The 26,712-nt window shown below is 68.9% G+C and carries 25 protein-coding genes; 18 read left to right on the forward strand and 7 right to left on the reverse strand.

Annotated elements, in window-relative coordinates:
* The first annotated feature begins 114 nt into the window (after nucleotides 1-114).
* From ACIBH4_RS14365 to ACIBH4_RS14410, 10 genes are all read left to right on the forward strand, one after another.
* Nucleotides 115-2,640, forward strand: coding sequence for a histidine kinase (locus ACIBH4_RS14365; RefSeq protein WP_362512418.1), 2,526 nt, complete (start codon nucleotides 115-117; stop codon nucleotides 2,638-2,640).
* A 274-nt stretch (nucleotides 2,641-2,914) separates the two neighbouring features.
* Nucleotides 2,915-3,520, forward strand: a complete 606-nt coding sequence (locus ACIBH4_RS14370) for a response regulator transcription factor (RefSeq protein ID WP_362512415.1) — start codon at nucleotides 2,915-2,917, stop codon at nucleotides 3,518-3,520.
* A 264-nt stretch (nucleotides 3,521-3,784) separates the two neighbouring features.
* Entirely contained in the window at nucleotides 3,785-5,200 is a 1,416-nt protein-coding gene (locus tag ACIBH4_RS14375) for a salicylate synthase (protein WP_362512412.1), read from the forward strand.
* A complete protein-coding gene (locus tag ACIBH4_RS14380; protein WP_362512409.1) occupies nucleotides 5,197-6,405 on the forward strand; it encodes a ketoacyl-ACP synthase III family protein in 1,209 nt (402 codons plus the stop codon). The genes ACIBH4_RS14375 and ACIBH4_RS14380 overlap by 4 nt, the downstream gene beginning before the upstream one ends.
* The gene (locus ACIBH4_RS14385) at nucleotides 6,406-8,157 is read left to right on the forward strand and encodes an AMP-binding protein (protein WP_362512406.1); all 1,752 of its coding nucleotides are present in this window, start codon (nucleotides 6,406-6,408) and stop codon (nucleotides 8,155-8,157) included.
* Between the two features lie 7 nt (nucleotides 8,158-8,164).
* On the forward strand, nucleotides 8,165-8,446 hold the full coding sequence (locus ACIBH4_RS14390; RefSeq protein ID WP_362512403.1) for a phosphopantetheine-binding protein: 282 nt from the start codon (nucleotides 8,165-8,167) through the stop codon (nucleotides 8,444-8,446).
* Nucleotides 8,443-9,918, forward strand: a complete 1,476-nt coding sequence (locus ACIBH4_RS14395) for an amidohydrolase family protein (protein ID WP_362512400.1) — start codon at nucleotides 8,443-8,445, stop codon at nucleotides 9,916-9,918. The genes ACIBH4_RS14390 and ACIBH4_RS14395 overlap by 4 nt, the downstream gene beginning before the upstream one ends.
* Nucleotides 9,919-9,931: 13 nt before the next feature.
* The gene (locus ACIBH4_RS14400) at nucleotides 9,932-10,702 is read left to right on the forward strand and encodes a 2,3-dihydro-2,3-dihydroxybenzoate dehydrogenase (protein ID WP_362763751.1); all 771 of its coding nucleotides are present in this window, start codon (nucleotides 9,932-9,934) and stop codon (nucleotides 10,700-10,702) included.
* Nucleotides 10,703-10,761: 59 nt separating this feature from the next.
* A complete protein-coding gene (locus ACIBH4_RS14405; RefSeq protein ID WP_362763754.1) occupies nucleotides 10,762-11,469 on the forward strand; it encodes an isochorismatase family protein in 708 nt (235 codons plus the stop codon).
* Between the two features lie 56 nt (nucleotides 11,470-11,525).
* Complete coding sequence (locus ACIBH4_RS14410; RefSeq protein WP_362512391.1) at nucleotides 11,526-13,499, forward strand: chorismate-binding protein; 1,974 nt, start codon at nucleotides 11,526-11,528, stop codon at nucleotides 13,497-13,499.
* A gap of 192 nt (nucleotides 13,500-13,691) precedes the next feature.
* On the opposite strand, the gene ACIBH4_RS14415 is transcribed toward ACIBH4_RS14410, so the two are convergent.
* The gene (locus ACIBH4_RS14415; protein ID WP_362512388.1) at nucleotides 13,692-14,027 is read right to left on the reverse strand and encodes a helix-turn-helix domain-containing protein; all 336 of its coding nucleotides are present in this window, start codon (nucleotides 14,025-14,027) and stop codon (nucleotides 13,692-13,694) included.
* A gap of 162 nt (nucleotides 14,028-14,189) precedes the next feature.
* Here ACIBH4_RS14415 and ACIBH4_RS14420 point away from each other — a divergent pair, with 162 nt between their 5' ends.
* On the forward strand, nucleotides 14,190-15,116 hold the full coding sequence (locus tag ACIBH4_RS14420) for an NAD(P)-binding domain-containing protein (RefSeq protein WP_362763757.1): 927 nt from the start codon (nucleotides 14,190-14,192) through the stop codon (nucleotides 15,114-15,116).
* A 4-nt stretch (nucleotides 15,117-15,120) separates the two neighbouring features.
* A complete protein-coding gene (locus tag ACIBH4_RS14425) occupies nucleotides 15,121-16,011 on the forward strand; it encodes an NAD(P)-binding domain-containing protein (RefSeq protein WP_362763760.1) in 891 nt (296 codons plus the stop codon).
* Between the two features lie 138 nt (nucleotides 16,012-16,149).
* Here ACIBH4_RS14425 and ACIBH4_RS14430 read toward each other — a convergent pair whose 3' ends face one another.
* Nucleotides 16,150-17,157, reverse strand: a complete 1,008-nt coding sequence (locus tag ACIBH4_RS14430; protein WP_362512379.1) for a sporulation protein — start codon at nucleotides 17,155-17,157, stop codon at nucleotides 16,150-16,152.
* Between the two features lie 104 nt (nucleotides 17,158-17,261).
* Entirely contained in the window at nucleotides 17,262-18,137 is an 876-nt protein-coding gene (locus ACIBH4_RS14435) for an ion transporter (RefSeq protein WP_362763763.1), read from the reverse strand.
* Between the two features lie 300 nt (nucleotides 18,138-18,437).
* Here ACIBH4_RS14435 and ACIBH4_RS14440 point away from each other — a divergent pair, with 300 nt between their 5' ends.
* Nucleotides 18,438-19,019, forward strand: coding sequence for a hypothetical protein (locus ACIBH4_RS14440; RefSeq protein ID WP_362763766.1), 582 nt, complete (start codon nucleotides 18,438-18,440; stop codon nucleotides 19,017-19,019).
* Between the two features lie 479 nt (nucleotides 19,020-19,498).
* On the opposite strand, the gene ACIBH4_RS14445 is transcribed toward ACIBH4_RS14440, so the two are convergent.
* Together ACIBH4_RS14445 and ACIBH4_RS14450 are read right to left on the reverse strand one after the other, a co-directional pair.
* Entirely contained in the window at nucleotides 19,499-19,945 is a 447-nt protein-coding gene (locus tag ACIBH4_RS14445; protein WP_362763768.1) for an ATP-binding protein, read from the reverse strand.
* A gap of 68 nt (nucleotides 19,946-20,013) precedes the next feature.
* Nucleotides 20,014-20,373, reverse strand: a complete 360-nt coding sequence (locus tag ACIBH4_RS14450; protein ID WP_362512367.1) for a hypothetical protein — start codon at nucleotides 20,371-20,373, stop codon at nucleotides 20,014-20,016.
* 223 nt (nucleotides 20,374-20,596) lie between these two features.
* On the opposite strand from ACIBH4_RS14450, the gene ACIBH4_RS14455 reads away from it, so the two are divergent.
* From ACIBH4_RS14455 to ACIBH4_RS14465, 3 genes are read left to right on the forward strand one after another with little or no spacing between them, the layout of a single operon-like run.
* Nucleotides 20,597-21,424 (forward strand): helix-turn-helix transcriptional regulator, encoded by an 828-nt coding sequence (locus tag ACIBH4_RS14455; protein ID WP_362512364.1) that lies wholly within the window; start codon nucleotides 20,597-20,599, stop codon nucleotides 21,422-21,424.
* Nucleotides 21,415-21,621: a DUF397 domain-containing protein gene (locus ACIBH4_RS14460; protein WP_362512361.1), complete on the forward strand. Its 207-nt coding sequence runs from the start codon at nucleotides 21,415-21,417 to the stop codon at nucleotides 21,619-21,621. The genes ACIBH4_RS14455 and ACIBH4_RS14460 overlap by 10 nt, the downstream gene beginning before the upstream one ends.
* A 42-nt stretch (nucleotides 21,622-21,663) precedes the next feature.
* A complete protein-coding gene (locus ACIBH4_RS14465; RefSeq protein WP_362512359.1) occupies nucleotides 21,664-21,870 on the forward strand; it encodes a DUF397 domain-containing protein in 207 nt (68 codons plus the stop codon).
* A gap of 245 nt (nucleotides 21,871-22,115) precedes the next feature.
* On the opposite strand, the gene ACIBH4_RS14470 is transcribed toward ACIBH4_RS14465, so the two are convergent.
* Nucleotides 22,116-22,640, reverse strand: a complete 525-nt coding sequence (locus ACIBH4_RS14470; protein WP_362763771.1) for a GNAT family N-acetyltransferase — start codon at nucleotides 22,638-22,640, stop codon at nucleotides 22,116-22,118.
* 248 nt (nucleotides 22,641-22,888) lie between these two features.
* Between ACIBH4_RS14470 and ACIBH4_RS14475 the strand changes: the two genes are divergently transcribed.
* Nucleotides 22,889-23,341 carry an NUDIX domain-containing protein gene (locus ACIBH4_RS14475; RefSeq protein ID WP_362763774.1) on the forward strand — a complete coding sequence of 151 codons (453 nt, stop codon included), beginning with the start codon at nucleotides 22,889-22,891 and terminating at the stop codon, nucleotides 23,339-23,341.
* 95 nt (nucleotides 23,342-23,436) lie between these two features.
* On the opposite strand, the gene ACIBH4_RS14480 is transcribed toward ACIBH4_RS14475, so the two are convergent.
* A complete protein-coding gene (locus ACIBH4_RS14480) occupies nucleotides 23,437-25,257 on the reverse strand; it encodes a helix-turn-helix domain-containing protein (protein ID WP_362763777.1) in 1,821 nt (606 codons plus the stop codon).
* A gap of 430 nt (nucleotides 25,258-25,687) precedes the next feature.
* On the opposite strand from ACIBH4_RS14480, the gene ACIBH4_RS14485 reads away from it, so the two are divergent.
* Nucleotides 25,688-26,712, forward strand: a 1,025-nt coding sequence (locus tag ACIBH4_RS14485; protein ID WP_399172136.1) for a M23 family metallopeptidase, incomplete at its 3' end; no start/stop codon positions are given.

The raw sequence follows: 26,712 nt of genomic DNA on the forward strand, positions 1-26,712 counted from the left end.
TCACCCAGAGCTACGCAAATAGGCCTATCTAAGCTTATTTGGCTGATATAGATTGCTTCAGGGTCTCGGGATGATGGGGACGGGAAACCGGTCGGGCTTCGAAGGAGACGATCGATGACGGTTGACGCCGACTCCCCGCAGGGTTGGCGCGGACTCGCCAGGTCGCTGCCCGGTTCATCTCGGAGAACCCGGAGAACGCGGCACAGGGAGCGCGGACTCGCCGCCCCCAGGGTGGCCCGCGCGATCATTGTCGCCGTTCTGTACGGCTACGTGTTCAACGCGCTGATGTTCGTATGGGGAAGCGGCCTGCCGAGCACCGAACTGTCGGGCTTCGCCGGCTGTCTGCTGGCCGCGCTTTTCCTGCAACTCGCGCATTCGACACAGGAGGCTCTGAGCTGGCCCGTACCGCTCCGCGTTCTCACACTTTCGGTACAGGCCGTTGTTACTTTCCTGCCTTTCACGTGGGTCGGCCCGCAGGCGGGATCCATCGCGGGATTTCTCGCCGGGTCCATGCTGCTGGTGGTGGCGGGGCCGTGGCGCTGGGGGCTCTTCTGCGCCGTCGCGGCCGGCGTCGGCGTGCTGCTCGCGCTCAGGGAACAGCACCTGATGGTGGTGGACGTCGTCTACAGCGTGTACTTCACCCTGCTCACCGGGCTGATGGTGTACGGGGTCAGCTCGCTGGCGTCCCTGGTGAGGGCGGTCCACGCGGCGCAGGGGGAGTTCGCGCGGATGGCGGTGGCGCGGGAGCGGCTGCGGGTGGCGCGGGATCTGCACGATCTGCTGGGCTACAACGTCTCGGCGATGACGCTGAAGAGCGAGCTGGCCTACCGGCTGCTTCCGGGGGCGGCCGAGCGGGCGCGCAGCGAACTCCGCGACGTCCTGGTGGTCGCCCGTCGCGCGCTGGCGGAGGTGCGGGTGGTCGCGGGCGGATATCTGCCCATGTCGCTGGCGGCGGAGGCGGAGTCGGCGAAGACGATGCTGTCGGTCGCCGAGATGCGGGCGCGGGTGGAGGTCTCGCAGGACGGCCTGCCCGAGGCGTTGGACACGATGCTGGCGATCGTGCTGCGGGAGGCGGTCACCAACGTGCTGCGGCACAGCAAGGCGCAGCACTGCGAGATCGAGGCGTGTGTCGAGAAGGGCCGGGCGCGACTGCGGGTCTGCAACGACGGGGTCGAGCCGGAGGTGGGGAGTCACCCGTTCGAGGCCGGTACGGGGCTGGGGAATCTCAAAGGCCGATTGGAGGCGGCGGGCGGACGGCTGTCGGTCACGGTCGACGGTGAGTGGTTCCGGTTGATCGCGGAGGCCCCCGTGGTGCCGGTCACCGCGAGGACCACGGTTTCCAAGGCGGCGGGGGTGTCCGGCACGCCGGAGGGCGAGTCCGCGCGACCGGACGCGCAGGGTGACGGGCCACCGGGCAGGGGCGCGGCACGGGCCTGGCATCTGCGGGTGGCCCGCTTCATCGCCGTGCTGGTGCTGTCGGGGTACGGCCTTCTCATCGTGGTCAACGTGCTGGCGACGCAGGCGAGCCCGCTCGAACTAATGGGATTCACCGCCTGCGTCGCCGTACTGGTCGGCGTGCAGATCGTCGACTCCCTGGGGGAGCCGCGTTCGTGGCCGGGATGGGTCAGGAAGGCGACCCTGCTGGTGCAGACCGTCGCCACGGTCCTGCCGCTGCTGTGGATCGGCGCGCCGTGGGGTTCGATGGGAGGCTTCCTCGCCGGGGCGGTGCTGCTGATGGTGGCGAGCCGCTGGCGGTGGGCGCTGTACGCGGCGATCGGCGCGGGCGTGCTGCTGCTGTCGGTGCTCCAGGGCGACACGGTGGAGTGGACCGCGTACCTGGTGATCTCCACGCTGCTGACCGGCCTGGTGGTCTTCGGCATCGGCTCGCTGTCGGACCTGGTGGCGCTGGTGGACCGGGCGCGGGGGGAACTGGCGCGGATGGCGGTGACCCAGGAGCGGCTGCGGGTGGCGCGGGATCTGCACGACCTGCTGGGGAACGACCTGTCGGTGATGATCGTCAAGAGCGAGCTGGCGTACCGGCTGCTTCCGGGGTCGGCGGAGCGGGCGAAGAGCGAGGTGGCGGAGGTGCTGGAGATCGCGCGGCGGGCGGTCGCGGACGTCCGGGCGGTGGCCGGCGGATACCGGCACATGTCGTTCGGCGCGGAGTTGGACTCGCTGGTCTCCACGCTCGCCGCCGCGGGAATCGACGTCGAGGTGAGGATCCCCGAGGGCGTGACCGCGGGAAAGCTGGACGCGGTGCTCGCGGTCGTGTTGCGGGAGGCGGCCACGAACGTGCTGCGGCACAGCAGGGCGCGGCACTGCGTGATCGAGATGGCTCTGGACGAGGCCGGGGCGCGGCTGTGCGTGACCAACGACGGGGTGCCGCCGGGGACGCTCTCCGACGTCCGCGACGGTTCCGGGCTGGGGGACCTCGCGGAGCGGCTGCGTGCCGTCGGCGGGCGGCTGACGGCCGAGGTCGTCGACGGCATGTTCCGGCTGGTCGTCGTCTTCCGTGCGGAGAAGCCGAGGAACATGCCCGGAAGCACGCGGGAGGACAGGCCCGATGCCTTGTCCGGGGATATGCCGAGGGATGTGGAGAGAACGGACGGCGACGGGGGTGATTCGGCCGGATCGTTTTGACTGACAAGTCAGAGTAAGCAGCTGTCAGATTCCTGTGGCATTGCCAAACGTAATTGACTGGGTACTATTCGGATCAAGATCGGTGAGTCCAGTAGGCTTGATCGAACAGTGGTGAGGCGTATATGGATGGGAATCGCCTCGTGAGGTCGATCGAGAGGCTGGTCGCCGAGCCGCCCGTGAGGACGATCGCGGGATCACCTGCGAGATCGAGAGACCCTGTCGCGTCCGGTGTCGTTTCTCGTCCTGAAGCCGAAGTCCGGACAGGAGTGCCGCTGTGCTGAAGATCCTCCTCGCCGAGGACGTACCGATGGTGCGCGGAGCGCTGGCGGCCCTCCTCGACATCGAGCCCGACCTCACGGTGGTGGCCCAGGTGGGCAGCGGGGACAGGATCGTGCCGACCGCGCTCGAGACACGCCCCGATGTCGCGATCATCGATGTCGACCTGCCCGTGCTCGACGGTCTCTCCGCGGCGGAGGAGCTGCACACGAAGCTGCCCACCTGCCGGACGCTGATCCTGACCGGCCTGGGAAGGCCCGGCACCCTTCGGCGCGCCCTCTCCGTCTCGGTGTCCGGCTTCCTCCTCAAGGACACGCCCTCGGAACGCCTCGCCCAGGCGGTCCGAGAGGTGGCCGCGGGGCGTCGTATCGTCGACCCGCAGCTCGCGCTGACCGCGTGGGACGTCGGGGAGAACCCGCTGTCCGGACGTGAGGTCCAGGTCCTGAGGCTGGCCGCGGGTGGCGCCGAGCCGCCGGAGATCGCGGCCATCATGCACGTGTCCGTCGGGACCGTGCGCAACTATCTCACCAAGACGGTCACCAAGCTGAACGCCAGGAACCGGGTGGACGCCATCCGTATCGCCACCGAGGCCGGCTGGATCTGACCGGCCTCCGACCGGCCTCCGACCGGCCTCTGGTCGGCCAGGCCGGCTGGATCCGACCGGCCGCGACCTCGCGTTTCTCCGGTTCTCCCACCCTTTTCCCGGTCACCGTTCCGCCTCTCCTGTTTTCTTCTTCGCCATTCCGTCTTCGCATCCTGAAAAGGATGTCTTATCGCGGGCCCATTGTCCTGATTTTGTTACCGGCTTAGCGTAATTGCTGGTAACAAAAAGAGCCGGCTTCTCACGGCCAGGAAAGGATGCCCGCAGATGAGTTCCAACAGGTGGCTGCACTACTTCGAGACGCAGGTCCCCCTCTCAGAGGAGCCGCCGCGGGTCGCGGCCAGGCTCGCCGCCTCCGGCCCGTACGCGGAGTACGTCGTGTACGAGAGCGGAGGGAAATGGTCCTACGCGGCAGGCGCGCGGGCCGAGGTCACGCTGGACCGCACCGGTGCCCGGCTGACCCAGGAGAACGAGCCCGACGTCGTCCTGCCCTGGAGCGACCGGCCCCTGCACCAGGTGGCCCGGCTGCTCGACATCGTGAAGGTCCCCGCCTGGCGCGCCTACGGCTGGGCGACCTTCGAGCTCTCCTACGCCAAGGACGGCAAGCTGGACCACGTCGGCGACAACCGGCTGCTGCACCTCGTGGTGCCGAAGGCCGAGGTCCGCATCGAGGACGGTCACGCCCACCTCCGCGCCGCCGACCAGGAGACGCTGACCGCGCTGCTGGAGACGATCTCCAGCCCCACGGTGACCTCCGAGGCGCAGCCGAAGCCGCTGGACGTGCGCGAACACGGCGAGGACGCGTACCGGACGGCGGTGAGTCTCGCGGTCGAGGAGATCAACCAGGGCGACCTGCACAAGGTCATCCTGTCGCGGGTCGTCGACGTCGACGAGGACATCGACCTGATCGCCACCTACCTCGCGGGACGCCGGGGCAACAACCCCGCGCGGTCGTTCCTGCTCAACCTCGGTGGCGTGGAGACGACGGGGTTCAGCCCGGAGATCGTGGTCAAGGTGTCCGCGGACGGTCGCGTGGTGAGCCAGCCGCTCGCCGGGACGAGGGCGCTCACCTCCGACCTGATCGAGAACGAGAGCCTGCGCGCCGACCTGCTCGCCTCCGCCAAGGAGATCTACGAGCACGCGATCTCGGTGAAGGTCGGCACCGACGAGCTCGTCGACGTCTGCGTGCCCGGCTCGGTCGAGGTGCCGGAGTTCATGGCGATCCGCGAACGCGGCAGCGTCCAGCATCTCGCCTCCCAGGTGTCCGGCAAGCTCGCCCCCGGCCTTCGGGCGTGGGACGCCTTCGGCGCGGTCTTCCCCGCCGTGACCGCGTCCGGCGTGCCCAAGGAGGCCGCGTACACCACGATCCGCAGGCACGAGCCCGAGTCGCGGGGCCTGTACAGCGGGGCCGTGCTCACCGTCGACCACAACGGCGAGATGGACGCGGCACTCGTGCTGCGCAGCGCCTACCGCCAGAACGGCCGCACCTGGCTGCGCGCCGGGGCCGGCATCGTCGGGCAGTCCACTCCCGAGCGGGAGTTCGAGGAGACCTGCGAGAAGCTCGACAGCGTGGCGCGCTACCTGGTTCCCGCCGGCGGGAGAGGCGCCCTGGCGGCCGACTTCGCCGACTCCGCCGACCTGGACGCGGACCTGCTCTCCGCCGTGGGGGGCGGCGCGCGATGAGGGTCGACGACATCTACCTCGCGGGGGTGGGCACGTACCTGCCCCCCGTGGTGACCACCGAGCACGCGGTCGAAAAGTCCTGGTACGACCGGGCCGACCGCGAGGCCTCCGGGATGGAGGCCGTGATGGTGGCCGGCGAGACGCCGGCACCGGAGATGGCGGCCCGCGCGGCCCAGGTCGCGCTGCGCCGCTCTGGCCACGGTCCCGACGACTTCGGCGCGCTGCTGCACAGTGACAGTTACCACCAAGGGCCGGACGGTTGGTCGGCGCCGCACTACGTGCTGCGCAGGACGCTGGACCGGCCGATCACCGCCCTGGAGATCCGGCAGGGCTGCCTCGGCATGATCGCGAGCCTTGAGATGGCCGCGCACCGGCTGATCGCCGACCGTGGCAGGGACCGCAAGGACGCGGTGCTGCTGACCGCGGGCGACAACTTCTCGGCCCCGCAGGTGGACCGGTGGCGGGCCTCCAGGATGTTCCTGCTCGCGGACGGCGGCGCCGCCGCGGTGGTCTCGCGGCGCGGGGGCTTCGCCCGGGTGCTCGCCTTCGGGACGGTCTCCAACCCCGGGATGGAGGAACTGCACCGGGGCGGGGAGGTCATCTTCCCGCCCGGCGTCACGATCGGCCGCTCGCTGAACTTCGAGGAGCGCAGCGACTACTGGCGCAGGCAGTGGGCGGCGGGCATCGCGCCCCCCATGGGGCACTTCGGCGAGTGCGTCGCCGAGGCGGCCGAACGGGCGCTCGATGAGGCCGGGATCTCCATGGAGAAGGTCACCCGCGTCTGCCACACCGGCTTCGCGCGGGGCTCCCTGGAGGCGATGTTCCTCGACCCCCTGGAGATCGACGCGGACCGGGGCCTGTGGGACTTCACCCGGGGGATCGGGCACGCCGGCGCCGCCGACCCCTTCATCGGCCTGGAGCACCTGTGGACGAGCGGACAGGTCGTCCCCGGAGACCACGTGCTGCTCATCGGCAGCGCCCCCGGTATGGAGGCCGGATGCGTGGTCCTGGAGATCATCGCCCCGTACGAGCCCGGCGACCACGAGTCCGAGAGCCGCGGGTCTGAGAGCAACGAGCTCCAGAACGACGACCACGAGCCCGAGGACCAGGAGATCCAGAACGACGACCACAGGCGCCCGGGGCACGAGCCGCGAGACGGCGACCACGGGCCGGAGAACCGCGAGCCGGAGAACGGAGGCCGGTAGATGCTTGACGGATGCACACCGTGGCCCGAGGCGTTCGCCACCCTTTACCGGAGTGAGGGCATCTGGCGCGGAGAGCGCCTCGGCGACCTCCCGAGGAGCTGGGCCCACGCGTTCGGAGACCGTACGGCACTGGTCGCGGGAGAGCTGCGCCTGTCCTACCGGGACCTGGAGAACCGGATCGACCGGATGGCGGCGGGATTCCACCGCCTCGGGGTCGAGCCCGGCGACCGGATCGTCCTGCAACTGCCCAACGTCCCCGAGTTCGTCGTCGTGGCCTTCGCGCTCTTCAGGGCGGGCGCCAAGCCCGTCTTCTCCCTCGCGTCGCACCGGGCGAACGAGATCAGACACCTGTGCGAGCTGTCCGGCGCGTCCGGATACGTCGTCCCCGGCGTCTATCGCGGGTTCGACCACACCGCGCTCGCCCTGCGGATGGCCGACGAGGTGGCGAGCCTGCGCCAGATCTTCGTCCTGGACGCGGAGACCGGAGAGGGGGGCGACTCGGGGAGCGGCGACGAGACCGGCACGGCCGGTGGGACGGTGATCCCGCTCGCGCGGGTGGACGCCGACCCAATCCCGCTCCCGGAGAGCGACCCCTCGGACGTGGCGTTCTTCCTGCTCTCCGGCGGGACGACCGCGCTGCCCAAGCTGATCCCGCGTACGCACGACGACTACGCGTACCAGACGGGAGCGGTGGCCGAAGTCTGCGAGCTCGGCGCGGACGACGTCTACCTGGCGGCGCTGCCGGTGGAGTTCAACTTCACCTGGGGTTGCCCGGGGGTCGTCGGCACGCTCGGCCGGGGCGGCACGGTCGTGCTCGTCGAGACCCCGGTCGCCGAGGACTGCTTCCGCGCGATCGAGCGGGAGCGGGTCACCATCACCTCGGTCGTCCCCACCGTGGCGCAGCTCTGGCTGGAGGAGGCGGCGTGGGGGGAGGCGGACCTGTCCAGCCTGCGCGTGCTGCAGATCGGCGGGGCGAGGCTCCAGCCGGAGCTGGCCGCGCGGATCGAGCCCGAGCTGGGCTGCCGCCTCCAGCAGGTGTTCGGCATGGCCGAGGGACTGCTCTCCATGTCCAGGAAGGACGACGACCCCGAGTCCGTCGTACAGACCCAGGGGCGGCCGATCTCACCGGCCGACGAGGTGCGGATCGTCGACGAGCATGACGCCGAGGTGCCCCCGGGCGTCACCGGCGAGCTGCTCACCCGCGGCCCGTACACCCTGCGCGGCTACTACCGCGCCGAGGAGCACAACCGGCGGGCGTTCACCGAGGACGGCTTCTACCGCACCGGCGATCTGGCCCGGCTCACCCCCGAGGGGAACCTGGTCATCGAGGGACGGCTGAAGGACGTGGTGATCCGCGGCGGAGACAAGATCTCGGCCGGAGAGGTGGAGGGCCATCTGCTCACCCACCCCTCGGTCGCGAGGGCGGCGGTCGTACCGGTGCCCGACGAGTTCCTCGGCGAGCGGATCTACGCGTTCGTCGTCCACCGGGGTGAGAAGCCGGCGCTGGCCGAGCTGAAGCGGGCGCTGCACGAGCGCGGGCTCGCCGAGTTCAAGCTGCCGGACCGCGTGGAGTTCGTCGACGACTTCCCGCTCACCCCGCTCGGCAAGATCGACAAGAAGGTGCTCGCCGCCGCGGCGAAGGACCCGGCCCTGTCCCGCGACTGGGCGCCCGCGCCGTCCGCCCCCGACCACCGGGAAATCCCCGAACACGAGAAGACCCTCGTGCGCCCGCTCGCACGCCAGGAAAGGTGAACCAGACATGCAACGCGATATCTCGGCACCGCCCACGACCGACGACCTGCGGCGGGCCATCGCGACGATCGTCGGAACCGAACCCGGCGAGATCACCGGCGACGCCAATCTCGTCTTCCTCGGGCTGGGATCCCTGGAGATGATGCGGCTCGTCACCCGGTGGCGCCGGCAGGGTATCGCCGTGGAGTTCGGCGAGCTCGCCGCCGAGCCGACCGTCGACGCCTGGCAGAGGCACCTGCACGCGGCCTGGGAGGCCCGGCAGGTGAAAACGGGAGAGGCCGCCCGATGAGCGCGCTGCTGATCCGGGGCGGCTGCCTCTACCCGGCCGACGCCGAGGCGCGTGTCGTCCCCGACGGCTCCGTGCTCGTCGAGGGCGAGCGGATCGTCGCCGCGGGGAGCACCGAGGAGGTCGAGGCCGTCCTGGAGCCCCGGCAGCGCGAGAACCTGCGCACGATCGACGCCAGGGGGAAGATGATCCTGCCCGGCTTCGTCAACGCGCACTGGCACGACCTGTTCGCCATGCGGTTCCCCTTCAAGGGCGCGCTGCGGCCCGCCGCCGACCGCGAGGACAAGCCCGCGTTCATGGCGCTGGGCGGCGACCTCCGGCAGATCTCGATGGTCTTCGACTCCTTCCACGACCAGATCGACCGGCTCACCCCTGAGGAGGCCGAGGCGATCGCCCGCTACTCGATGTGGACCCAGCTGCGCTCCGGCGCGACCACCCTCGGGGACGTGGGCTCGTTCAACCGGCCGGAGGCACTCGCCTCGGCCGCCCGCCACCTCGGCATGCGGTGCTCGGTCAGCACCTGGGCGAGCGACGCGGTGTGCGCCCCCGGCGAGTCGCGGTTCCGCAGGACCCGCGACGCCGACGTGGTGCTGCGGCGGATCGAGGACCTGCTGCGCGCCTGCGAGAAGGACACGAGCGGGCTGGTACGGGCGAGGCCGACCTCGGTCTACGGGGTCAACATGACCGACGAGCTCGGCGCCGGTCTCGCCGAACTCGTCGCCAGGTACGACGTGCCGTTCGCGACGCACGTCGGCGCGCTGCGCAACGAGGCCGAGGTGATGCGGAGCTACTACGGCACGACCCCGGTACGCAGGTTCGCCGACCTCGGCCTGCTCTCCGACCGGTTCATGGCGGTGCACTGCGCGTTCGCCGACGAGGACGAGCGCAAGATGCTCGTCGCGGCGAACGCGCACATCAGCCACTCGCCGGCGAAGTACGGCCCGGCGGGGGAGTCCTCGCTCACCGAGACCCGGGTGATCCCGGAGTTCCGGCGCGCCGGGCTGGACGTCTCGCTCTCCACCGACGGCGCCGCGCTGCCGATCGGCGGCATGGCCGAGGCGATGCGGGTCACCTGGCAGATCTACAACGAGATGTACGCCGACCCGACCGAGGTGCTTCCGACCGACGCGCTGGCGATGGCCACCCGGACAGCCGCCCGAGGGCTGGACTGGGCGGAGGAGATCGGCAGCGTGGAGGCCGGCAAGCAGGCCGACCTGCTGCTCGTCCCCGCCGACGACTGGCGCTACCTGCTCAACCCGCGCCCGCTGGAGAGCTTCCTCGCCCTCGGCGGCTCGGCGGACGTGGACACCGTGATCGTCGCGGGCCGGACCCTGGTGGAGGGCGGCAGGGCCACCGGTCTCGACGAGGACGAACTCGAAGCCGACTACCTTGAGGCACTCGGAACCTTCTCTGTGCGCTGTCTCGGTGTCGATCCCGACCTGGTCGCCACGCTCACCCGCGCGGCACGAAGATGAGGAGGCATGACCGATGCGCGATAGAACAGCCCTGGTCACCGGGGCGGCAGGCGGTATCGGCGAGGCGGTGGTGTGGGCGCTGGCCGCCGAGGGCGTCGCCGTCGCGGCGGTGGACGCGAACGCCGAGGCACTGAACCCGCTCGTCAAGGAACTCTCCGAGGCCGGGCACCGCGTCCGGGGCTTCGTCGCGGACGTCGCCTCCAGCGCCGAGGTGGACGCCATGGTGGAGCGGGCGGAACGCGAGCTGGGACCGATCGACTACCTGGTCAACGCCGCCGGGGTACTGCGCGTCGGCGCGGGGGCCTCGCTCAGCGACGACGACTGGGACACCACGTTCGCGGTCAACGCGACCGGCGTGTTCCACGTCAGCAGGGCGGTGGCGAACCGGATGATCCCCCGGGGCTCCGGGGCGATCGTCACGCTGGCCTCCAACGCGGCGAGGACCCCGCGCTGGAACATGGCCGCCTACGCGGCGTCCAAGGCGGCGGCGAGCAGCTTCACCAAGTGCCTGGGGCTGGAACTCGCCAAACACGGGATCCGGTGCAACGTCGTCGCCCCCGGCTCCACCGACACGCCGATGCTGACCTCCCTGTGGAACGGAGACGACGCGCTGCGGATCTCCATCGAGGGCGCGCCGGAGACTTTCCGGGTCGGCATCCCGATGGGACGGCTGGCGCGGCCCGCCGACGTCGCCGACGCGGTGCTCTTCCTGCTCTCCGACCGCGCCGCGCACATCACCCTGCAGGACCTCACGGTCGACGGCGGCGCCGCCCTCGGCAACTGAGCACGACCCCGGCCCACCGAGGCCGGAACCCGATACTTCACGAAGAACGGAGGCACACCATGGCGATCCCGGCGATCGACTCCTATCCCATGCCGACCGAGGACGAACTGCCAGAGAACATCGCGCGCTGGACCGTCGATCCCGATCGCGCGGTGCTGCTCGTCCACGACATGCAGAACTACTTCCTGAGCCCGTTCCCGCGCGGACAGGCCCCCACGACCGACCTGGTGGAGAACGTCGTGGCCCTGCGGACGCGCTTCGCCGCGCTCGGCGCGCCGGTCGTCTACACCGCCCAGCCGGGAGGGATGACCGACGAGCAGCGCGGCCTGCTCAAGGACTTCTGGGGCTCGGGAATGAGCACCGACCCCGAGCACCGGATGATCCTGGACCAGGTGGCCCCCGCCGGACCCGACGTCGTGTTCACCAAGTGGCGGCCCAGCGCGTTTTGCCGCACCGGCCTGCTCGACCTGTTGCGCGAGCGGGGTCGCGACCAGTTGGTGATCTGCGGGGTGTACGCCCACGTCGGAATCCTGATGACCGCTCACGAGGGCTTCTCCGAGGACATCCAGACCTTCGTGGTGGCGGATGCGGTGGCCGACTTCTCGCGGGAGTACCACCGGCAGGCGCTGGACTACGTGGCGTCGCGATGCTCGGTGACGCTGTCCACCCGGTCCGCGCTGGCGATGCTGGACGAGGCGGTCGCGGACAAGGTGGCGTTGAACGAGGTGGCGTTGCACGAGGCGGCCCTGGAAGGAGCGGCACGGTGACCGGGCCGGCGACCCGGACAGGGGCCGAACCGACGACCCGGACGAAGGCCGGCGCGATGACCGGAACAACAGCCGACATGAGGAGCGAGACGACCCTGCTCGACCGGATCCTCGGTCCGGACGCACCCCCGTTCGCCCTGCTGCACCGTCCCGGCTCGACCGGCGCGGACCGGCTCGACCTGCTCATCGGGGAGACCACCGAGGTGAGCCGCATCGCGGACATCCCGCTTCCCTCCGACGACGACTCGCGGAGCGCCGGTGCCCGGCACGAGGTGCTCGCGATGCTGCCGTACCGCCAGATCGGCGAGCGCGGGTACGCGTTCCCCGACGACGAGGCCCCGCTGCTCGCGATGACCGTCGTCGACCAGGCCGTACTGCCGATGAGCGAGATCCTCGACCGGCTCCCCGACGGGCCGATCGAGCTGGGCGAGGGAGACTTCGACTCCGACGACGAGGAGTACGCGGCCACCGTGCGCCGGGTGCTGTCGGAGGAGATCGGCCGGGGGACCGGCGCGAACTTCGTCATCAAGCGGTCGTTCTCCGCCGAGATCACCAACTGGTCGACCCGCACGGCGCTCGCGTTCTTCCGGCGGCTGGTCGGCAGGGACCCCGGCTGCCACTGGACCTTCGTGATCCACACCGGCGGGCGTACCTTCGTGGGCGCCTCACCGGAGCGGCACATCACCCTCGACGCGGGCACCGTGGTGATGAATCCGATCAGCGGCACCTACCGGTATCCGGCGGACGGCCCCGAGGTGTGCGGGGTGCTCGGCTTCCTGTCCGACAGCAAGGAGGCGAACGAGCTCTACATGGTGCTCGACGAGGAGCTGAAGATGATGGGCCGGGTGTGCGACCTCGGTGGTCGCACGGTCGGCCCTTACCTCAAGCAGATGGCGCGCCTGGCGCACACCGAGTATCTGATCGAGGGGCGCAGCTCGCTGGACGTGCGGGACATCCTGCGCGAGACCATGTTCGCGCCCACGGTCACGGGCGGTCCGCTGGAGAGCGCCTGCCGGGTGATCAGCCGCTACGAGCCGGAGGGCCGGGACTACTACGCGGGCATGGTCGCGCTGATCGGCCGGGACGAGACGGGCGCGCGGGCGCTGGACTCCGCGATCGTCATCCGCACCGCCGACATCGACGCGTCGGGCCGGATGCGGATCTCCGTCGGCGCCACGCTGGTCCGCGACTCCGACCCGGCCTCCGAGGCGGAGGAGACCCGGACGAAGGCGGCCGGGCTGCTGGAGGCGCTGCGCCACGCGCCGGGCGGCGGCATCGGCGCCTCCGCCCCGGTGGTGGACATGAGCGTCCATCCGAAGGTACGGCGGGCGCTGATCGAACGGAACGCGCCGCTCGCCGGGTTCTGGTTCGAGGGACCGGACAGCAGGAGGCACCTGGTGCCGAGGCTGGTCGGCCGCAGGGTGCTGGTGATCGACGCCGAGGACACCTTCACCGCGATGGCGAGGCACCAGCTCGCCGCGCTGGGGTGCGAGGTCAGCGTGCGCCGGTTCGACGAGGACTACCGGCTGGAGGAGCACGATCTGGTCATCGTCGGCCCCGGTCCGGGGGATCCGAGGGACCACGCCGACCCCAAGATCGCCCATCTCAGGGAGACGACACTGCGCCTCCTTGAGCTGGGCATCCCCTTCATGTCGGTCTGCCTTGGCCACCAGGTGCTCAGCACGCTGCTCGGGCTGGAGATCAGGCGAAATCCGTTCCCCAACCAGGGGGTGCAGCGGAAGATCGAATTCATGGGACGGACGGAGCTGGTGGGCTTCTACAACACCTTCGCGGCCCGCAGCTCCGCCGACCGGTTCCCCTGCCGGGAGCGCGAGGGCATGGTGGAGGTGTTCAGGGAGGTGTCGAGCGACGAGGTCCACGCGTTGCGCGGCCCCGGCTTCGTCTCGGTGCAGTTCCACCCCGCGTCGGTGCTCACCAGGAACGGCGTGGAGATCCTCGGCGAGGTCCTCAGCGACCTGCTGGTGCACGCCGAGCGTCCCGTCCCGGCCGGGGCGGGAGTCTCCCGGTGAGTTCTCGCCCGTGCGGGTCCCGGCTCCTGCGGTGAGCCCTCGTCCCGCGCGGCCTCTCCGGGTGAGCTCTCGTCCCGTACGGGCTCTCCCGGTGAGCTCCCGTTCCGTCCGGAGGCTTCCGGTGGGCTCCCGTCCCGCGCGGGTCGGGGCTCTCCCGGCGAGCGTGCCGACGAGACGGAACAGCGGAAACGGTCAGGGGCGGGGGAGGGCCTCGATGGTCTCCATGTGCGACTCGCCCCAGTCGCCGAGCGGGATGAGCGCGGCGTTCAGCGAGTGGCCGAACTCGGTGAGCGAGTACTCCACCTTCGGCGGAACCTGGTGGTAGACCTCACGGTGCACCAGGCCGTACGACTCCATCTCCCGCAGCTGCTGGATCAGCATCTTCTCGCTGATGCCCGACACGCTCCGCCTCAGCTCTCCGAACCGGAGCGGGTTGTAGTGGAGGGCCCACAGGATCAGCGCCTTCCACTTGCCGCCCACGACGTCGATGGCGGCGTCGAGCCCGCACGAGTAGGTCTGCTTCTTCATCCGGCTCCTCATACTTACAAAAAGGTTAGTACCTGACAAAATAGTAGGTACTTGAGGAAGTTTCAGCGGCGCGACAGCATCAAAACGTCCCAGCCCCGGGGTCACGAAGAAATTCGGGACTGGGACCTTCGCATGCCGACACCGTATGAAACAGGGGGATAAATGAATATCGACGGCCGTCCGCCGGTGACAGTCATCGGCCTGGGGGCGATGGGAAAGGCGCTCGCCGGAGCCTTCCTGGACAACGGCCATCCCACGACCGTCTGGAACCGTACGGCGGGGAAAGGCGGGGAACTCGCGGAGCGGGGCGCGACCGAGGCGGCCACCGCCGCCGGGGCGATCGCCGCGAGCCCGCTCGTCGTGGTCTGCGTGCTGGACGACGCCGCCGTACGCGACATCCTCAGCGCACCGGCCGCGTCCGAAGCCCTGGCGGGCCGGACCCTGGTGAACCTCACCAACGGCACCCCCCGCCAGGCGCGCGAACTGGCTCGCTGGGTGTCCGCCCAGGGCGCCGACTACCTGGACGGCGGCATCATGGCGGTGCCCCCGATGATCGGGCGTCCGGGATCGCTCGTCCTCTGCAGCGGATCGCCCCGGGCCTTCGCCGCCCACGAGCGGACCCTGTCGGCGACGGGCACCGTCAGCTACCTGGGCGAGGACGCGGGCCGGGCGGCCCTCTACGACATCGCCCTGCTCAGCGCGATGTACGGGATGTTCGGCGGCTTCCTCCAGGCCGTCGCCCTCGCCGGCTCGGAGAAGGTCCCGGCGACGGAGTTCACGCCGATGGTGGTCTCCTGGCTCAACGCCATGATCGCCGGCCTGCCCAACATGGCGAAGGCGTACGACACGAACGACCACTCGGCCACCGTCTCGAACCTGGAGATGCAGGCGACGGGCTTCGTCAACCTGCTGGAGACCGGCAGGGACCAGGGCATCGGCACCGAGCTGCTTGAGCCCATGGGAGCGCTGCTTCACCGGGGGGTCGCCGCAGGCAGAGGCGGCGACGGCCTCTCGGCCCTGATCGACCTGCTCCGTACGGACCCCGCGAGGGGCTCGGACGCCGGATCGAACGACCTCGGATCGGAGTAAGAAGATGACCCACGACCATCCCGTACCGGTGACGGTCCTCGGCCTGGGACCGATGGGGCAGGCGCTGGCCGGAGCCTTCCTGGACAACGGCCATCCCACGACCGTCTGGAACCGCACGGCCGCGAAAGCCGAAGCCCTCGTCGCGCGGGGCGCGACCCGCGCGGACACGGTCGCCGACGCGGTCACGGCGAGCCCGCTCACGATCGCCTGTGTGATCGACTACGATGCCGTGCGGGCGATCGTCGAACCGGCCGCCGACGCGCTGAAGGGTCGCACCCTGGTCAACCTCACCGCCGACACCCCGGAGCACGCGCGCCAGATGGCCGCGTGGACCGCCGAGCGCGGCGTCGACTATCTCGACGGCGCCATCATGACCCCGACGCAGACCATCGGCGGACCGGCGGCCGTCGTCCTGTACAGCGGGCCTGAGGAGATCCACCGCGCCCATCAGCGGGCGCTGGCGAGCCTGGGCGGCACCTCCGCGTACCTGGGTGCGGATCCCGGAAGGGCGGCGGCGCACGACCTCGCCCTGCTCGACCTCTTCTGGACGTCCATGAGCGGTCTCGTCCACGCCTTCGCACTGGCGTCCGCCGAGAACATCGCCGCCAGGGACCTCGCTCCGCTCGCCAAGGGGATCGGCGCCCTGCTGCCCGACATCATCGACGAGTTCGCGGAGCAGGTCGACAACGGCGAGCACCCGGGCGACGAGTCCACCATCGTGTCGGCCGCGGCCAGCATGGAACACATCATCCACGCGGCCCGCGCCCGGGGCATCGACACCGGCGTGATGAACGCCGCCCACGCCGTCGCGAGGCAGGCGATCGACGCGGGTCGGGGCGGCGAGAGTTTCTCACTCCTGGCGGAGGTGCTCAAAAGGCCCGTACCGGCACCCTGACCGGCTACGCCTGCGGCAGGTACTGAGGAAACCACGACGCGTGGCCCGCCCCGCTGCGCGGGCGAGACGGGCCGTCGGCGGTGTGGCCTCTCCGGTGAGATCAACCGAGATCAACGGGTTGATCTCACCGAGGTCTCACTACTCGTCTTCGCCCTCGTCGTCCTCGAAGATCTCGTCGACGACCTCGGCGGCGACGAAGCCGCCGACCACACCGGCAGCCCCGGCCGCGGCGACGCCGCCCCAGCCAGGCCCGCTGCCGTGGCCACCGTGATGGCCGCCATGGTGACCGCCGTAGTGGCCGCCGCCCTGGTGGGCGTACGGGTCGTGGTGACCGCCGTAGGGGTCGTGGCCGCCGGAGTGGAAGCCGCCGTGCCCGTGCTGGGACAGAGCGGCGAGCCAGCCGTTGATCTCGGCGGCCCAGTCACGGCGCGGGGCCTCGTCGTGGCTGGTCTGCCAGCGGCCGAAGGCGTCCCCACCGGAGCTGTAGCCGCCGGAGCGCTTGTCGGCCTCCACGATGACGTCCAGGCCCACGGGACTGGCGACGAAGGTGAGCTCGACCTCGTTGATCTGCCCGGCGTAGGCGGGCGGCGGGTAGAACTCGATCTCCTGGTAGAACGGCAGCTGCTGGCTGACGCCGTAGAGGTGACCGTGCTCCAGGTCGGCGCTCTTGAAGTGGAAGCCGAGCCGCACGAACGCGTCGAGCACGGCCTGCTGGGAGACGAGCGGGGCGATCTCGACCGGGTCCATGTCGCCCTTGTCGACGGCCGCGGCGATCGCGAGCTCGGTGCGCACCCCCATGACCATGCCGTGCAGGCGCTGGCCCATCACCTCGGTGACGGGGGCCTCCCACGGCACCGGCAGCTGGAACGGCACCACCCTGTCCTCGCCGCTGCGCAGCCGGAACGGCCCGCTGACCTGCGTACGGAAGAACTCCACCAGGCCCGTCTGCTCACCCTCGCCGTGCTCAGACTCCATCCTGGTGACCAGGCCGAGGGCGATGTACTCGATGTCGGCGTCGAAGTCGCCGCCCTTGACACGCACCTCGCCGCTCAGGAGCTCGCCGGGCCGCACTCTGGGCGCGGCCAGCACGGTGTCAACCGAGGGAGCTCCGACCCCGAAGGCCCCCAGCATCCGTTTGAAGATCACGGTTTCCTCTCTCTGTCTGGTGTGACGGTCGAGATGGAAACGATCACTCCGTGGCCCGGGTTCCCGATGTCCCATGCCGGATCGGCAGGTAAGAAAAACGTGTCTCACCTGGCGCGGAGGTCACAGGTGCACGATTCCTGCCGAGGTGTAGGTGTCATGTCCGTTGTGTCCACCGCGTCCACCGCGTTCGCAGTGTTCGTTGTGCCGGGGGCCCGCATCGCCTCGACCGTGGCGTTCAGCCGGGAGAGCTCCTTCAGCACGGTGTTGAGCTTGTCCTCGGTCCGCTGCTCCTCGGCGGAGGTGTTGTAGTCGTCCATCGCGTTGACCACCACGGCGACGAAGAGGTTGAGCACCACGAAGGTCGTCATCAGGATGTAGATGACGAAGAAGGTCCAGGCCCAGGGGATTTCGTCCATCACCTGATCGGCGATGTCGGGCCAGGCCTCGCCCGTCATGATCTGGAACAGGCTGAACAGCGAGGTGGGCAGTTCGTCGAAGTAGTCGGGGGCCACCTCGCCGAACAGCTGGGTGGCGAGGACGGCGAAGACGTACATCACCAGGGCGAGCAGTCCGACGATGGAGGCCATGCCGGGGGTGGCGGCGAGCAGGGCGTTGACGACCTTGCGCATGCTGGGAACGGCCGCGACCAGCCGCAGCGCGCGCAGGATGCGCAGCGCCCGCAGGACCGAGGCCGGGCCGGAGGCGGGCACCAGCGCGATGGCCACGATGACGGTGTCGAACCAGTTCCAGGGATCCCTGAAGAACGCGCCACGGTAGGCGTACAGGCGGGCTGCGAGTTCGACGACGAAGATCGCGACCACGATCCGGTCGGCGACGTGCAGCAGGCCCCCGATCCGCTCGATGAGGAAGGGGGAGGTCTCGGCGCCGATCGTGATGGCGTTGAAGACGATGACGGCGATGACGAAACGTTCGAGGAGGGGGTTTTCGAGGAGAGAACGTACCCGGTCTCGGTCTGGCAAGTGGTCAGCTCCTGCTGGGGGCGAGACTGCGACAACGATGATCGTAAACACGTGCGAACAGGGATCGGCGAGACGATCGAGGTATGACCTCCCTCACAACCGGACATTCGAGGCTGTCGGCCGCGTCGCCGCCCTCCCTCCTGTCCGCGTCGCCACCTTCCCTCCCAGCCCTTCCCGGTCCCTCCCAGCCCCGGTAGGGCGAAGCTCACGTGCGGCGGGAACGGCCCGTTCCCGCCGCGAGATTCCCATCGCAAGAGATATGCAAATCCCCCGCAAGTCGGGATCAATAGCATCGCCGTCATGATGAAGAGAACGATCACGCTGGCCGCCGTCGCCGGAGCCGCCCTGCTGGCGGCCCAGCTCCCCGCGTCCGCGAGTTCCTCCACCGCGCTGCTCCGGCTGCGCGGCGGTTTGTCGCTGGAGATCCCGAACTCCTGGCGGGTGTACGGGACCGCGGACCAGGTCCGGGTGGTGACCGGTGCCTGTGCGCGGCCCAACGGCGGCTACTTCCAGCCAAAATGTGACAGCTTCTGGGTGATGGGGCCGAAGGCCCTCAAGTCCGGCGCCGAGGGCTTCAGGCGCTACAACCCCGACCAGGGGCCGTTCTACCCGGCCTCCGACGTGGTGCCCTGCGCGACCAACCCCAAATACGGCCAGGTCATCGGCAAGGCGATCGCGGTCGGCTACCGCAACATCGGGGTGGCCCACAAGGCGCACTACCGGGTCTGGCCGGGCCGGTGCGTGACCTACAGCGGCGGCGAGCAGAAGTCGACGTTCAAGCAGCGCGAGTGGTATCTGCCACAGTCGAAGATCCTCATCATCGACCAGTGGGCCACCCCCGGCCTCGCCACCATCCTGAAAAACGCCACCTGGGACAACTGACCACTCACTCGAACCGCCCTTCCGGTTCCAGGGAGCCGCTCCCTGGAACCGGACGGTTGCGGTCCGAGGTGGAAGATTACGAAGGTCACCCGCATGACCTCATTCTGTGACTACTCTGCGTCCGGACAGGCTCGGCAGGAGCCGTCGGTGAGCGGATGGTGGAATCAGGGGGTGAAATGGAGCTTCAACGAGGTCACGCGGTGAGTGAAGGCCCTCAAATGGTCACTCGGCACGGAGGGCGGGCGGCCGACGCCATCGACATCGCCGAATGCCGCCCAAAAAGCGACGCTCCGGACCTCAGGCGATTCCTTCTCGCCGCTCCCGACTGGGACGACGACATGGATTTCCCGCGAAACCGGGACCTTCCCCGGGAAGTCGATTTCCACTGAACTCTGGTCAGTCGAAGAAACAGGGATTTATCCGACACTGGGTGTCCGTCGTCAACCCGTTCGACGTGCTGACCTCCACGACCCTGGGCACTACCCCGTGACCTGGTACCAGACCGACCTGCCCGTGCCGTCGTGGTGGGATCCCCACTCGGTGGCGAGCAGGTCGACGAGCCACAGCCCTCGCCCGCCGTCGTCGTCGGCCTCCGGTACGCGTACGGCGGGCGCGCTCGTGGCGGAGCCGTCGTCGGTGACCTCCACGTGGACCAGCGTGGTGGTGCGGGCCAGGTAGACGGTGAGGCGGCCGTCCGTGGTGCGTCCGGAGTCGGAGTGGGCCACCGCGTTCGTGGCCAGCTCGCTCAGCAGGAGCAGTACGTCGTCGAGCACCGGGGCCGCGACGCGCCCGGCCAGCAGGTCCCGCGCCCAGGCCCGCACCTCCGGCACGGATGCCACCCGGCCGGGAAAGACCTGCCGCCACGCGCTGTACGGCCCACCCGCCCACGGCATCGTGTCGTGACGCCCGGCTTCCGCCGGTGACATCGTTGAAGTCCCGTCACCGCGATGCCCGGAGCGGTCGCTCTCTTCCCCCTGCGTCTCCCGCTCGGACCTCATGCGGTCACCGCCGACATGATCATGTCGGCCGCGTTGTCGGCCTCCGCCCAGACCCATTCCCCGCGCTGCCACAGCCGTGCCCACCAGGGCCGCCAGACGAACGCCCAGCCGCAGTGGCGCCGGACGACCGTGATCCTGACCGGTGTCGCGCCCGTCGCGGTGTGCATCTCCAGAATCGGCTGCCCGGCCACCGGAAGGACCAGCGAGGTGCACACCCCGAGCCCGTGCAGATCCCAGCTGAGCCGGGTCAGGTGAACGAATCGCGCACGCCGCTCGACCGCCGTGACGCTCCTGTCCTCCGGATGCGTACGACGAATACGGTCGAGGCGTGAAAGGTCACCGTTCTGATCATTCATCACTCGTTCTCGCCCCTGATTTAAAAGTATGAGGATGCTTTCTTTTTCGTCCTGTCTCTCCGAGAAGACGTGTGATTAGATTGCCCGCGTGGCAGGTGGATTCATGGCCGGATCGACACCCCGGTGGATGCTCTGGAATGTCGGGCGAGGGTTTCCTCATACCAGGGCCTGGAATCGCCGCTATAACCAAAAATCCGTTTTTCTCTATTTCAGGAGGAATGCGATGAGCGACGAGATCCCCCCGGACCCGGGCTCCCCCCGCGCGCGCTTCGGCGCCGAGATGCGCCGCCTGCGCGAGGCCGCCCAGCTCTCCCAGGCCGCCGTGGGCAGACGCCTCGGCTGCACCCAGACTCAGGTGAGCCGCCTGGAGAGCGCCGCCCGCACCCCGTCCAAGTCCGACGCCGAGCGCCTGGACGCCCTCTTCGGCACTAACGGCAGCACGTACTTCACGGACCTGCGCGAGTACATCGTGGCCAGACACGGCGGCCCGGTCTGGTTCATGAGCTGGACCAAGGAGGTCGAGCCGTTCGCCATCACCATGCGTTCATGGGATCCACTGCTCGTCCCTGGGCTCCTTCAGGTCGAGTCTTACGCCCGGCATGTGCTCAGCTATAGCCCTCGGCTCACTCCTGACGAGTTGGAGGAGCGCGTACAGGCACGTGTGCGACGCAGGGAAGTCCTTGAGAAAGAAGATTCCCCCCTGTTTACAGCTCTTATCGATGAAGGAGTGTTGCATCGCAGGGTTGGAAGCGCAGAAGTAATGCGCGAACAGTTTGATCACTTGCTGGAGATGGCTAAACGGCCGACCATCTCCATACAAGTTGTCGATCCGCAGTGCATAGCGGGCATGTCCGGCGCTTTCATGATCGCTGAACTACCGGGTGGTCAGCCGGACACCATCCACGCGGACTCCTCGGTGCAGGGGCAGGTTACGACCGAGTACGAATTCGTAGTTTCCATCAAAAGTCAGTATGAAGCGTTACGGCGATGGACTTATCCTGAGCACATGTCCCTCAAAATGATCGAGGAAGCGAGGCAGGGATGGACCTGAGCAATGCAGTGTGGCGGAAGTCATCGCTTTCTGGTCCAAATGGTGGCCAGTGCGTCGAAGTCGCCGCCAATCTGCCGGGCGCGGTCGCGGTCCGTGACAGCAAGGATCCTCACGGCCCCAACCTGCTCTTCACTCCCGGTGAGTGGCGGGCCTTCGTCGGTGGCATCAAGTCCGGTGAGTTCGACCGCCTGGTCTGATCGCTCCGGAGCGTGGGAATCGCTCACAGGAAGGAGACAGGAGTGGATCTGAGTGTCGCGGTATGGCGGAAGTCGTCGCTCTCCGGAGACAACGGCGGCCAGTGTGTCGAGGTCGCTGCCAACCTGCCCGGCGCGGTCGCGGTCCGCGACAGCAAAGACCCGCACGGCCCCCACCTGCTCTTCACCTCCACCGGGTGGCGGTCCTTCGTTCGTGGCGTCAAGGCGGGAGACTTCGACCCTCTGAGCTGATTGCCGGGATTGAGCCGTTTTCGGTTATCCCTTAATGGCGAATAGGAGTTCGTCCTTTTCGCTACCGCAACCCCCGATCGGTCACCGATCGGGGGTTTTGTGCATCCAGTAACGGTCTTGAGGTGAGCCGGGATAAGAAGTTCACATCGGGGCCAGCCCACACTGACGTGGTGGTGAGCGCGCTGGACACGGCACTTCGCGCGGTTAGCGGCGCTAACCTCGCCAGGTGACCGATCGCCGGTGCCTTATCGGCGAATCCGGTACAGCACATGCCGACGTAGCGGCCCCTCGGGCACGTTCGGGTGATCGAAGTCGGCGTCGGGGTCGCGGGTCATGCCGATCCGGCGCATCACCGCGTGGGACCGCAGATTGGTGGTGGTCGCCATCGCGACGATCTCCGGCAGTTCGAGGGTCTCGAAACCGAAGGTCAGGCAGGCCAGGGCGGCCTCGGTGGCGTAGCCGTGGCCCCATGCCGAGCGCGCCAGCCGCCAGCCGATCTCCACGCCGGTGAACGGCATGCCCTCGACCGGATTCAGGCCGGTGAAGCCGACGAACTCACCGGTCGCCACGACCTCCACCGCCCACCACCCGTAGCCCCGCCTGCCGATTTCTTCCTGGATGCGGGTGAGGAAGGCGGCACTCTGCTCATGCGTCAGCAGGTCCGGGAAGTGTTCCCGGACCTCGGGGTCGGCGTTCATCGCGGCCCAGGGAGCCAGGTCGGAGTCTCGCCACTGGCGGAGCAGGAGACGGTCGGTGCGCGGTTCGAGCATGCGGCCACGCTAACGTGATCAAGCTTGGCGAGTCGATCGGTTTCGCCGAAGGACGATCCCGGTCCGTGGCGGGGGACTGCCGGCCCACGACGGAGATCTCCCGGTCAGGTGCCGGATGTTCAGCGGGGCGAACCCGATCGAATCGCCGTCGGCCTCGTACGGGACGGGGCCAACTGACGGCGCCGCATCGTCTTTTCCCGATAGCGTCCAGCCCTCAGACAGGCGCCGACCCGCAGATGGGACCTACCGTGAAGAAGCTGCTCGTCCGGCTCTGGAGGCTCGTCAACGGCTCGCTCCAGTGGCGCATCCTCTGGCTCCGGCACGCCAAGTTCACGGTCGGGGTGACCGGGATCGTCCGTGACGCGGATGGCAACGTGCTCCTGCTGAAGCATCGCTTCTGGCCGGTGGGCAGGCAGTGGGGGCTGCCCACCGGGTGCGCGAACAGGTCGGAGACCTTCGAGGACACGGTCCGCCGCGAGGTGCGCGAGGAGACCGGCCTGAAGGTCGACGTCGGAGAGCTCGTCCACCTGAAGAGCGGCTACAAGCTCCGCCTGGAGGTGGCGTACGAGGCCGAACTCGTCGGGGGAACGCTCGAAATCGACGATTTCGAGATCCTGGAGGCGAGATGGTTCGCGCCACACGATCTGCCGAAAGAGATGCAGGAGGCACACCGCCGGCTCGTTCACCGCGAACGGTTTTGACTTCCAAGCCGGACGTTGACGTGCCCTGCCGAGCACCGAACGAGCGTTTCAGAGGCAGGCTCGGCCGACCTCCCGGGCGATCCTGTTCGAACGCCTCACCGCCCTGAGAGCCGCGGCCGGTCTGGGGCGGGCGTACTCCGATCAGGACGATCAGGAGGGGTGTCGCCTCCTGCGAATGGAGGCGATGGCCACCCGCTACGGAGTTCCGGCAGCTCCCGTCGGTACCGTAAGTAGTGGCCGAGCCCGCGCAGCATCGTCGCCTCACCCAAACGATCATTGGCCCGTCGGCAGGCGGTCTGCGCCACCCTCAGGGCCCGCTGCCAGTCGTCGTAGTATCCGCGCAGCTCGTAGAAATCGGCGCCGCACCCGGCGAGGCAGCGTGTCGTCGCGGCCAGGCCCGCCTGTGCGCAGGCCGACATCAGCGCGGCCAACGCCTCCCGCTCGGCTTCGAACCATTCGACGGGCTGTTCGGCGGCGACGGCCGCCGCCCGCCGATCGACGATGGTCGCCGGGTGGTCCTTGTCGTCGAGGTGGAAGCGCGGGGAGTCCAGGTGTTCTTGAGCCTTCCTGGCCAGGGCGAGCCAGCCGGTGGCGGCACGGTCGAGCGCGGATGTCCATTCGGTCTGGTCGATCTCGGACTCCCGCCGCTCGCGCGCGTACAACCGGGTGATGTCGTGAAACCGGTATCGCAGCTGGCCCGCCTGGTCGGGACCGAGTGCCTCCAGCAGTCGCGCGTCGATCAGCTCTTCGAGGACGGCGGCTCCCACGGCCGGATCGACGCCCAGCAGGGCGGCCACCGACCACTCGGGAAACGACGGCACCCCCAGCTCGCCGAGCAGCGCGAACACCCGGGCGGCGGTGGGGGTGAGTCCTTGATGGGCGAGGTGCAGTCCCGGACGTACGGCCAGGTCGCCGTGGCGCAGCTCGTCGAGTCGTTTGCGTTCGTCGGCGAGCCGTTCGTTGAGGGTCTCGACCATCCAGTAGGGGCGTGCGGCCAGCCGCGCCCCGGCGATCCGGACGGCGAGCGGCAGTCCGTCGCACGCCGAGACCAGGTCGAGCGCGGCCTCGGGCTCGGCACGTACCCGGTCCTCGCCCGCCAACCGGCACAGCAGCTCGACGGCCGTCGGCCCGGGCAGCGGCCGCAGGTCGATGGAGGAGACGCCGGGAAGGCCGGTCAGTGGTAACCGGCTGGTCACCACCACCGCGACATCCTTGGTCGGCAGCAGCTGCTCCATCTGGCGGTATCCACCCACGTCATCGACGACGAGTAGCACCTGTTGCACCGCCAGCCTGTCCCGAAACAGCGCGGCGTGCGCGTCCACACCGGTGGGCAGGGCCGATCCGTGCACGCCGAGTGTCCGCAGCCATTGGGCGAGCACCTCGACGGGGTCGACGGGATCGGCGGTGGCGCCGCGCAGTGCCGCGTACAGATGCCCGCCGGGGAACCACGACGAGAACCGGTGACCGGCGTGTACGGCGAGGGCGGTCTTACCGATGCCCGGTGGCCCGGAGAGCACCGCCAGCCTCGGGTTGCGGTTGCCGGGATCGAGGATTTCAGCCAGCTGGGCGAGTTCCTCGTCGCGGCCGACGAAGTCGGGAAGGTCTGCGGGGAGTTGCCTCCACATCAGGTTGGCGGCGGGGGTGCTCTCTGTCTGAGGGCTGCGGTCCGGTCGGCCGGTCCGGCTGGCCCAGAACAGCGAGTGGCCGATGGCGACAAACTCCTCCCGTTCCTGGCCGGCCAGATCCAGCGCCGTTACCAGCTGCTCCAGTGAACGGGGCCGCGGACTTCGGCCGCGCCCCCGTTCCAGTTCGGCGACCGAGCGGGAACTGATGCCCGCACGTTCGGCAAGCGCTTCCTGAGTGAGGCCCCCACGGAGCCGATGGCGTCGAAGCAGCACGCCAAACACGTCCTCCACGTCTGATGCCTCCCGTGATCAGATGTGAATGCCCATGCGATATGTAGTGGTCAGTTTTCGGACGCGTCCCCCACGTCTGACGCTTCCCCTGACCGGATGTGATTCCACACCATATGTCGTGATCAACGTCCGGTTCAATGTCCGGCTGAACGTCATGGTGCGTTGATCGGACGCCGGGTTTCATGAAGGCAACGTTCACACAGAGCAACCAACGCTTTCCGAACCCGCTGTCCCACACATGGTGACTCGGCACTTTTGCCTGGTCACCGCGACTCGCGCGACGCTACGACCTGCGGCATCAGATCACCGTGACGCTTCGTGGACGTCGTCCCCCCTCCGGCCGATCGCCGGAATCCCACGCACAGACGAATGCCGAGCCTCTCTTCGACGAGAGATCGGCCGGTGCGGTCGATCCCCAGCTAGGAGCCTCATGTCCATATCCGCTTTCTTACGAGCAGGCATCTCCGCCGTGCTCGTCGCGGCCTTCGGCGTGCTCGCCACAGCGAGCGCTGCCACCGCGGCGGCAGCCCCGAATCTGCAGTTGCCCTTCCCCTGTGACCAGAAGTGGCGGCTGGACACCTGGGCGCACGCCCCCGCGCTCGACATGGTCAAGGAACCCGACCAGCACGGCACCGACGGCGCCACACTGATCGCCCCCGCCGCCGGGACGGTGAACCAGTCCTTCTACCACAGCAACGCCGGCAACGTGATCCAGATCAATCACGGCGGCGGCTACTACACGACCTACCTGCACCTGGAGTCCCGTGCCGTCTCGGTCGGGGCGAGGGTGAACATGGGAACGACGATCGGCAAGGTCGGCAAGACCGGCCCGACCTCCAACGGGCATCCGCACCTGCACTTCGAGCTCGGATACGACTCCAACGGCAACGGGGAGGCATCCTGGGGATTCGCGGGCTCCGAACGGGTCAGGCCGACCTTCAACGGCGTCGCCTACGGCGGAGCGAACAACCAGACCTCGCGTAACGTCACCAGCCGCAACTGCTCCACCTCTCCCACCCCCTCGCGCGAGGCTCCGGCGATGATGCGTGATGACGGTGATGGGTCGATGACGATCTGGCGGTGGTCGTCCAGCGGGTCGTCGTTCGCGCGTGCGGCGGATTATGAGTCCGGTGGGTGGACGATGTCGCAGGTCGGTGAGCGGGTCGCCGCGGGTGATGTGGATGGTGACGGTGCCGATGATGTGGTGGCGGCGTATCAGAATTCCGATGGCACGTTCAGTTTCCATGTGTGGAAGAAGGGTGTGAGTTACGCGGGTAAGTGGTACACGTCGGGGCCGTTCGAGTTGGGTCCGGTGGATGGGCGTTTGGTGGTGGGTGATTTCACCGGTGACGGTAAGGCCGAGCCGGCGATGATGCGTGATGACGGTGATGGGTCGATGACGATCTGGCGGTGGTCGTCCAGCGGGTCGTCGTTCGCGCGTGCGGCCGATTATGA

Source organism: Streptosporangium sp. NPDC050284, assembly GCF_044459525.1.
GTDB lineage: Bacteria > Actinomycetota > Actinomycetes > Streptosporangiales > Streptosporangiaceae > Streptosporangium.

Bases quoted from the DNA above. Each gene is read 5' to 3' on its own strand.
- ACIBH4_RS14405 (WP_362763754.1), top strand. From the start codon at position 10,762: ATGGCGATCCCGGCGATCGACTCCTATCCCATGCCGACCGAGGACGAA.
- ACIBH4_RS14455 (WP_362512364.1), top strand. From the start codon at position 20,597: ATGAGCGACGAGATCCCCCCGGACCCGGGCTCCCCCCGCGCGCGCTTC.
- ACIBH4_RS14445 (WP_362763768.1), bottom strand. From the start codon at position 19,945: ATGTCACCGGCGGAAGCCGGGCGTCACGACACGATGCCGTGGGCGGGT.
- ACIBH4_RS14390 (WP_362512403.1), top strand. From the start codon at position 8,165: ATGCAACGCGATATCTCGGCACCGCCCACGACCGACGACCTGCGGCGG.
- ACIBH4_RS14400 (WP_362763751.1), top strand. From the start codon at position 9,932: ATGCGCGATAGAACAGCCCTGGTCACCGGGGCGGCAGGCGGTATCGGC.
- ACIBH4_RS14410 (WP_362512391.1), top strand. From the start codon at position 11,526: ATGACCGGAACAACAGCCGACATGAGGAGCGAGACGACCCTGCTCGAC.
- ACIBH4_RS14365 (WP_362512418.1), top strand. From the start codon at position 115: ATGACGGTTGACGCCGACTCCCCGCAGGGTTGGCGCGGACTCGCCAGG.
- ACIBH4_RS14470 (WP_362763771.1), bottom strand. From the start codon at position 22,640: ATGCTCGAACCGCGCACCGACCGTCTCCTGCTCCGCCAGTGGCGAGAC.
- ACIBH4_RS14415 (WP_362512388.1), bottom strand. From the start codon at position 14,027: ATGAAGAAGCAGACCTACTCGTGCGGGCTCGACGCCGCCATCGACGTC.
- ACIBH4_RS14385 (WP_362512406.1), top strand. From the start codon at position 6,406: ATGCTTGACGGATGCACACCGTGGCCCGAGGCGTTCGCCACCCTTTAC.
- ACIBH4_RS14395 (WP_362512400.1), top strand. From the start codon at position 8,443: ATGAGCGCGCTGCTGATCCGGGGCGGCTGCCTCTACCCGGCCGACGCC.
- ACIBH4_RS14425 (WP_362763760.1), top strand. From the start codon at position 15,121: ATGACCCACGACCATCCCGTACCGGTGACGGTCCTCGGCCTGGGACCG.
- ACIBH4_RS14420 (WP_362763757.1), top strand. From the start codon at position 14,190: ATGAATATCGACGGCCGTCCGCCGGTGACAGTCATCGGCCTGGGGGCG.
- ACIBH4_RS14460 (WP_362512361.1), top strand. From the start codon at position 21,415: ATGGACCTGAGCAATGCAGTGTGGCGGAAGTCATCGCTTTCTGGTCCA.
- ACIBH4_RS14375 (WP_362512412.1), top strand. From the start codon at position 3,785: ATGAGTTCCAACAGGTGGCTGCACTACTTCGAGACGCAGGTCCCCCTC.
- ACIBH4_RS14380 (WP_362512409.1), top strand. From the start codon at position 5,197: ATGAGGGTCGACGACATCTACCTCGCGGGGGTGGGCACGTACCTGCCC.
- ACIBH4_RS14440 (WP_362763766.1), top strand. From the start codon at position 18,438: ATGATGAAGAGAACGATCACGCTGGCCGCCGTCGCCGGAGCCGCCCTG.
- ACIBH4_RS14450 (WP_362512367.1), bottom strand. From the start codon at position 20,373: ATGAATGATCAGAACGGTGACCTTTCACGCCTCGACCGTATTCGTCGT.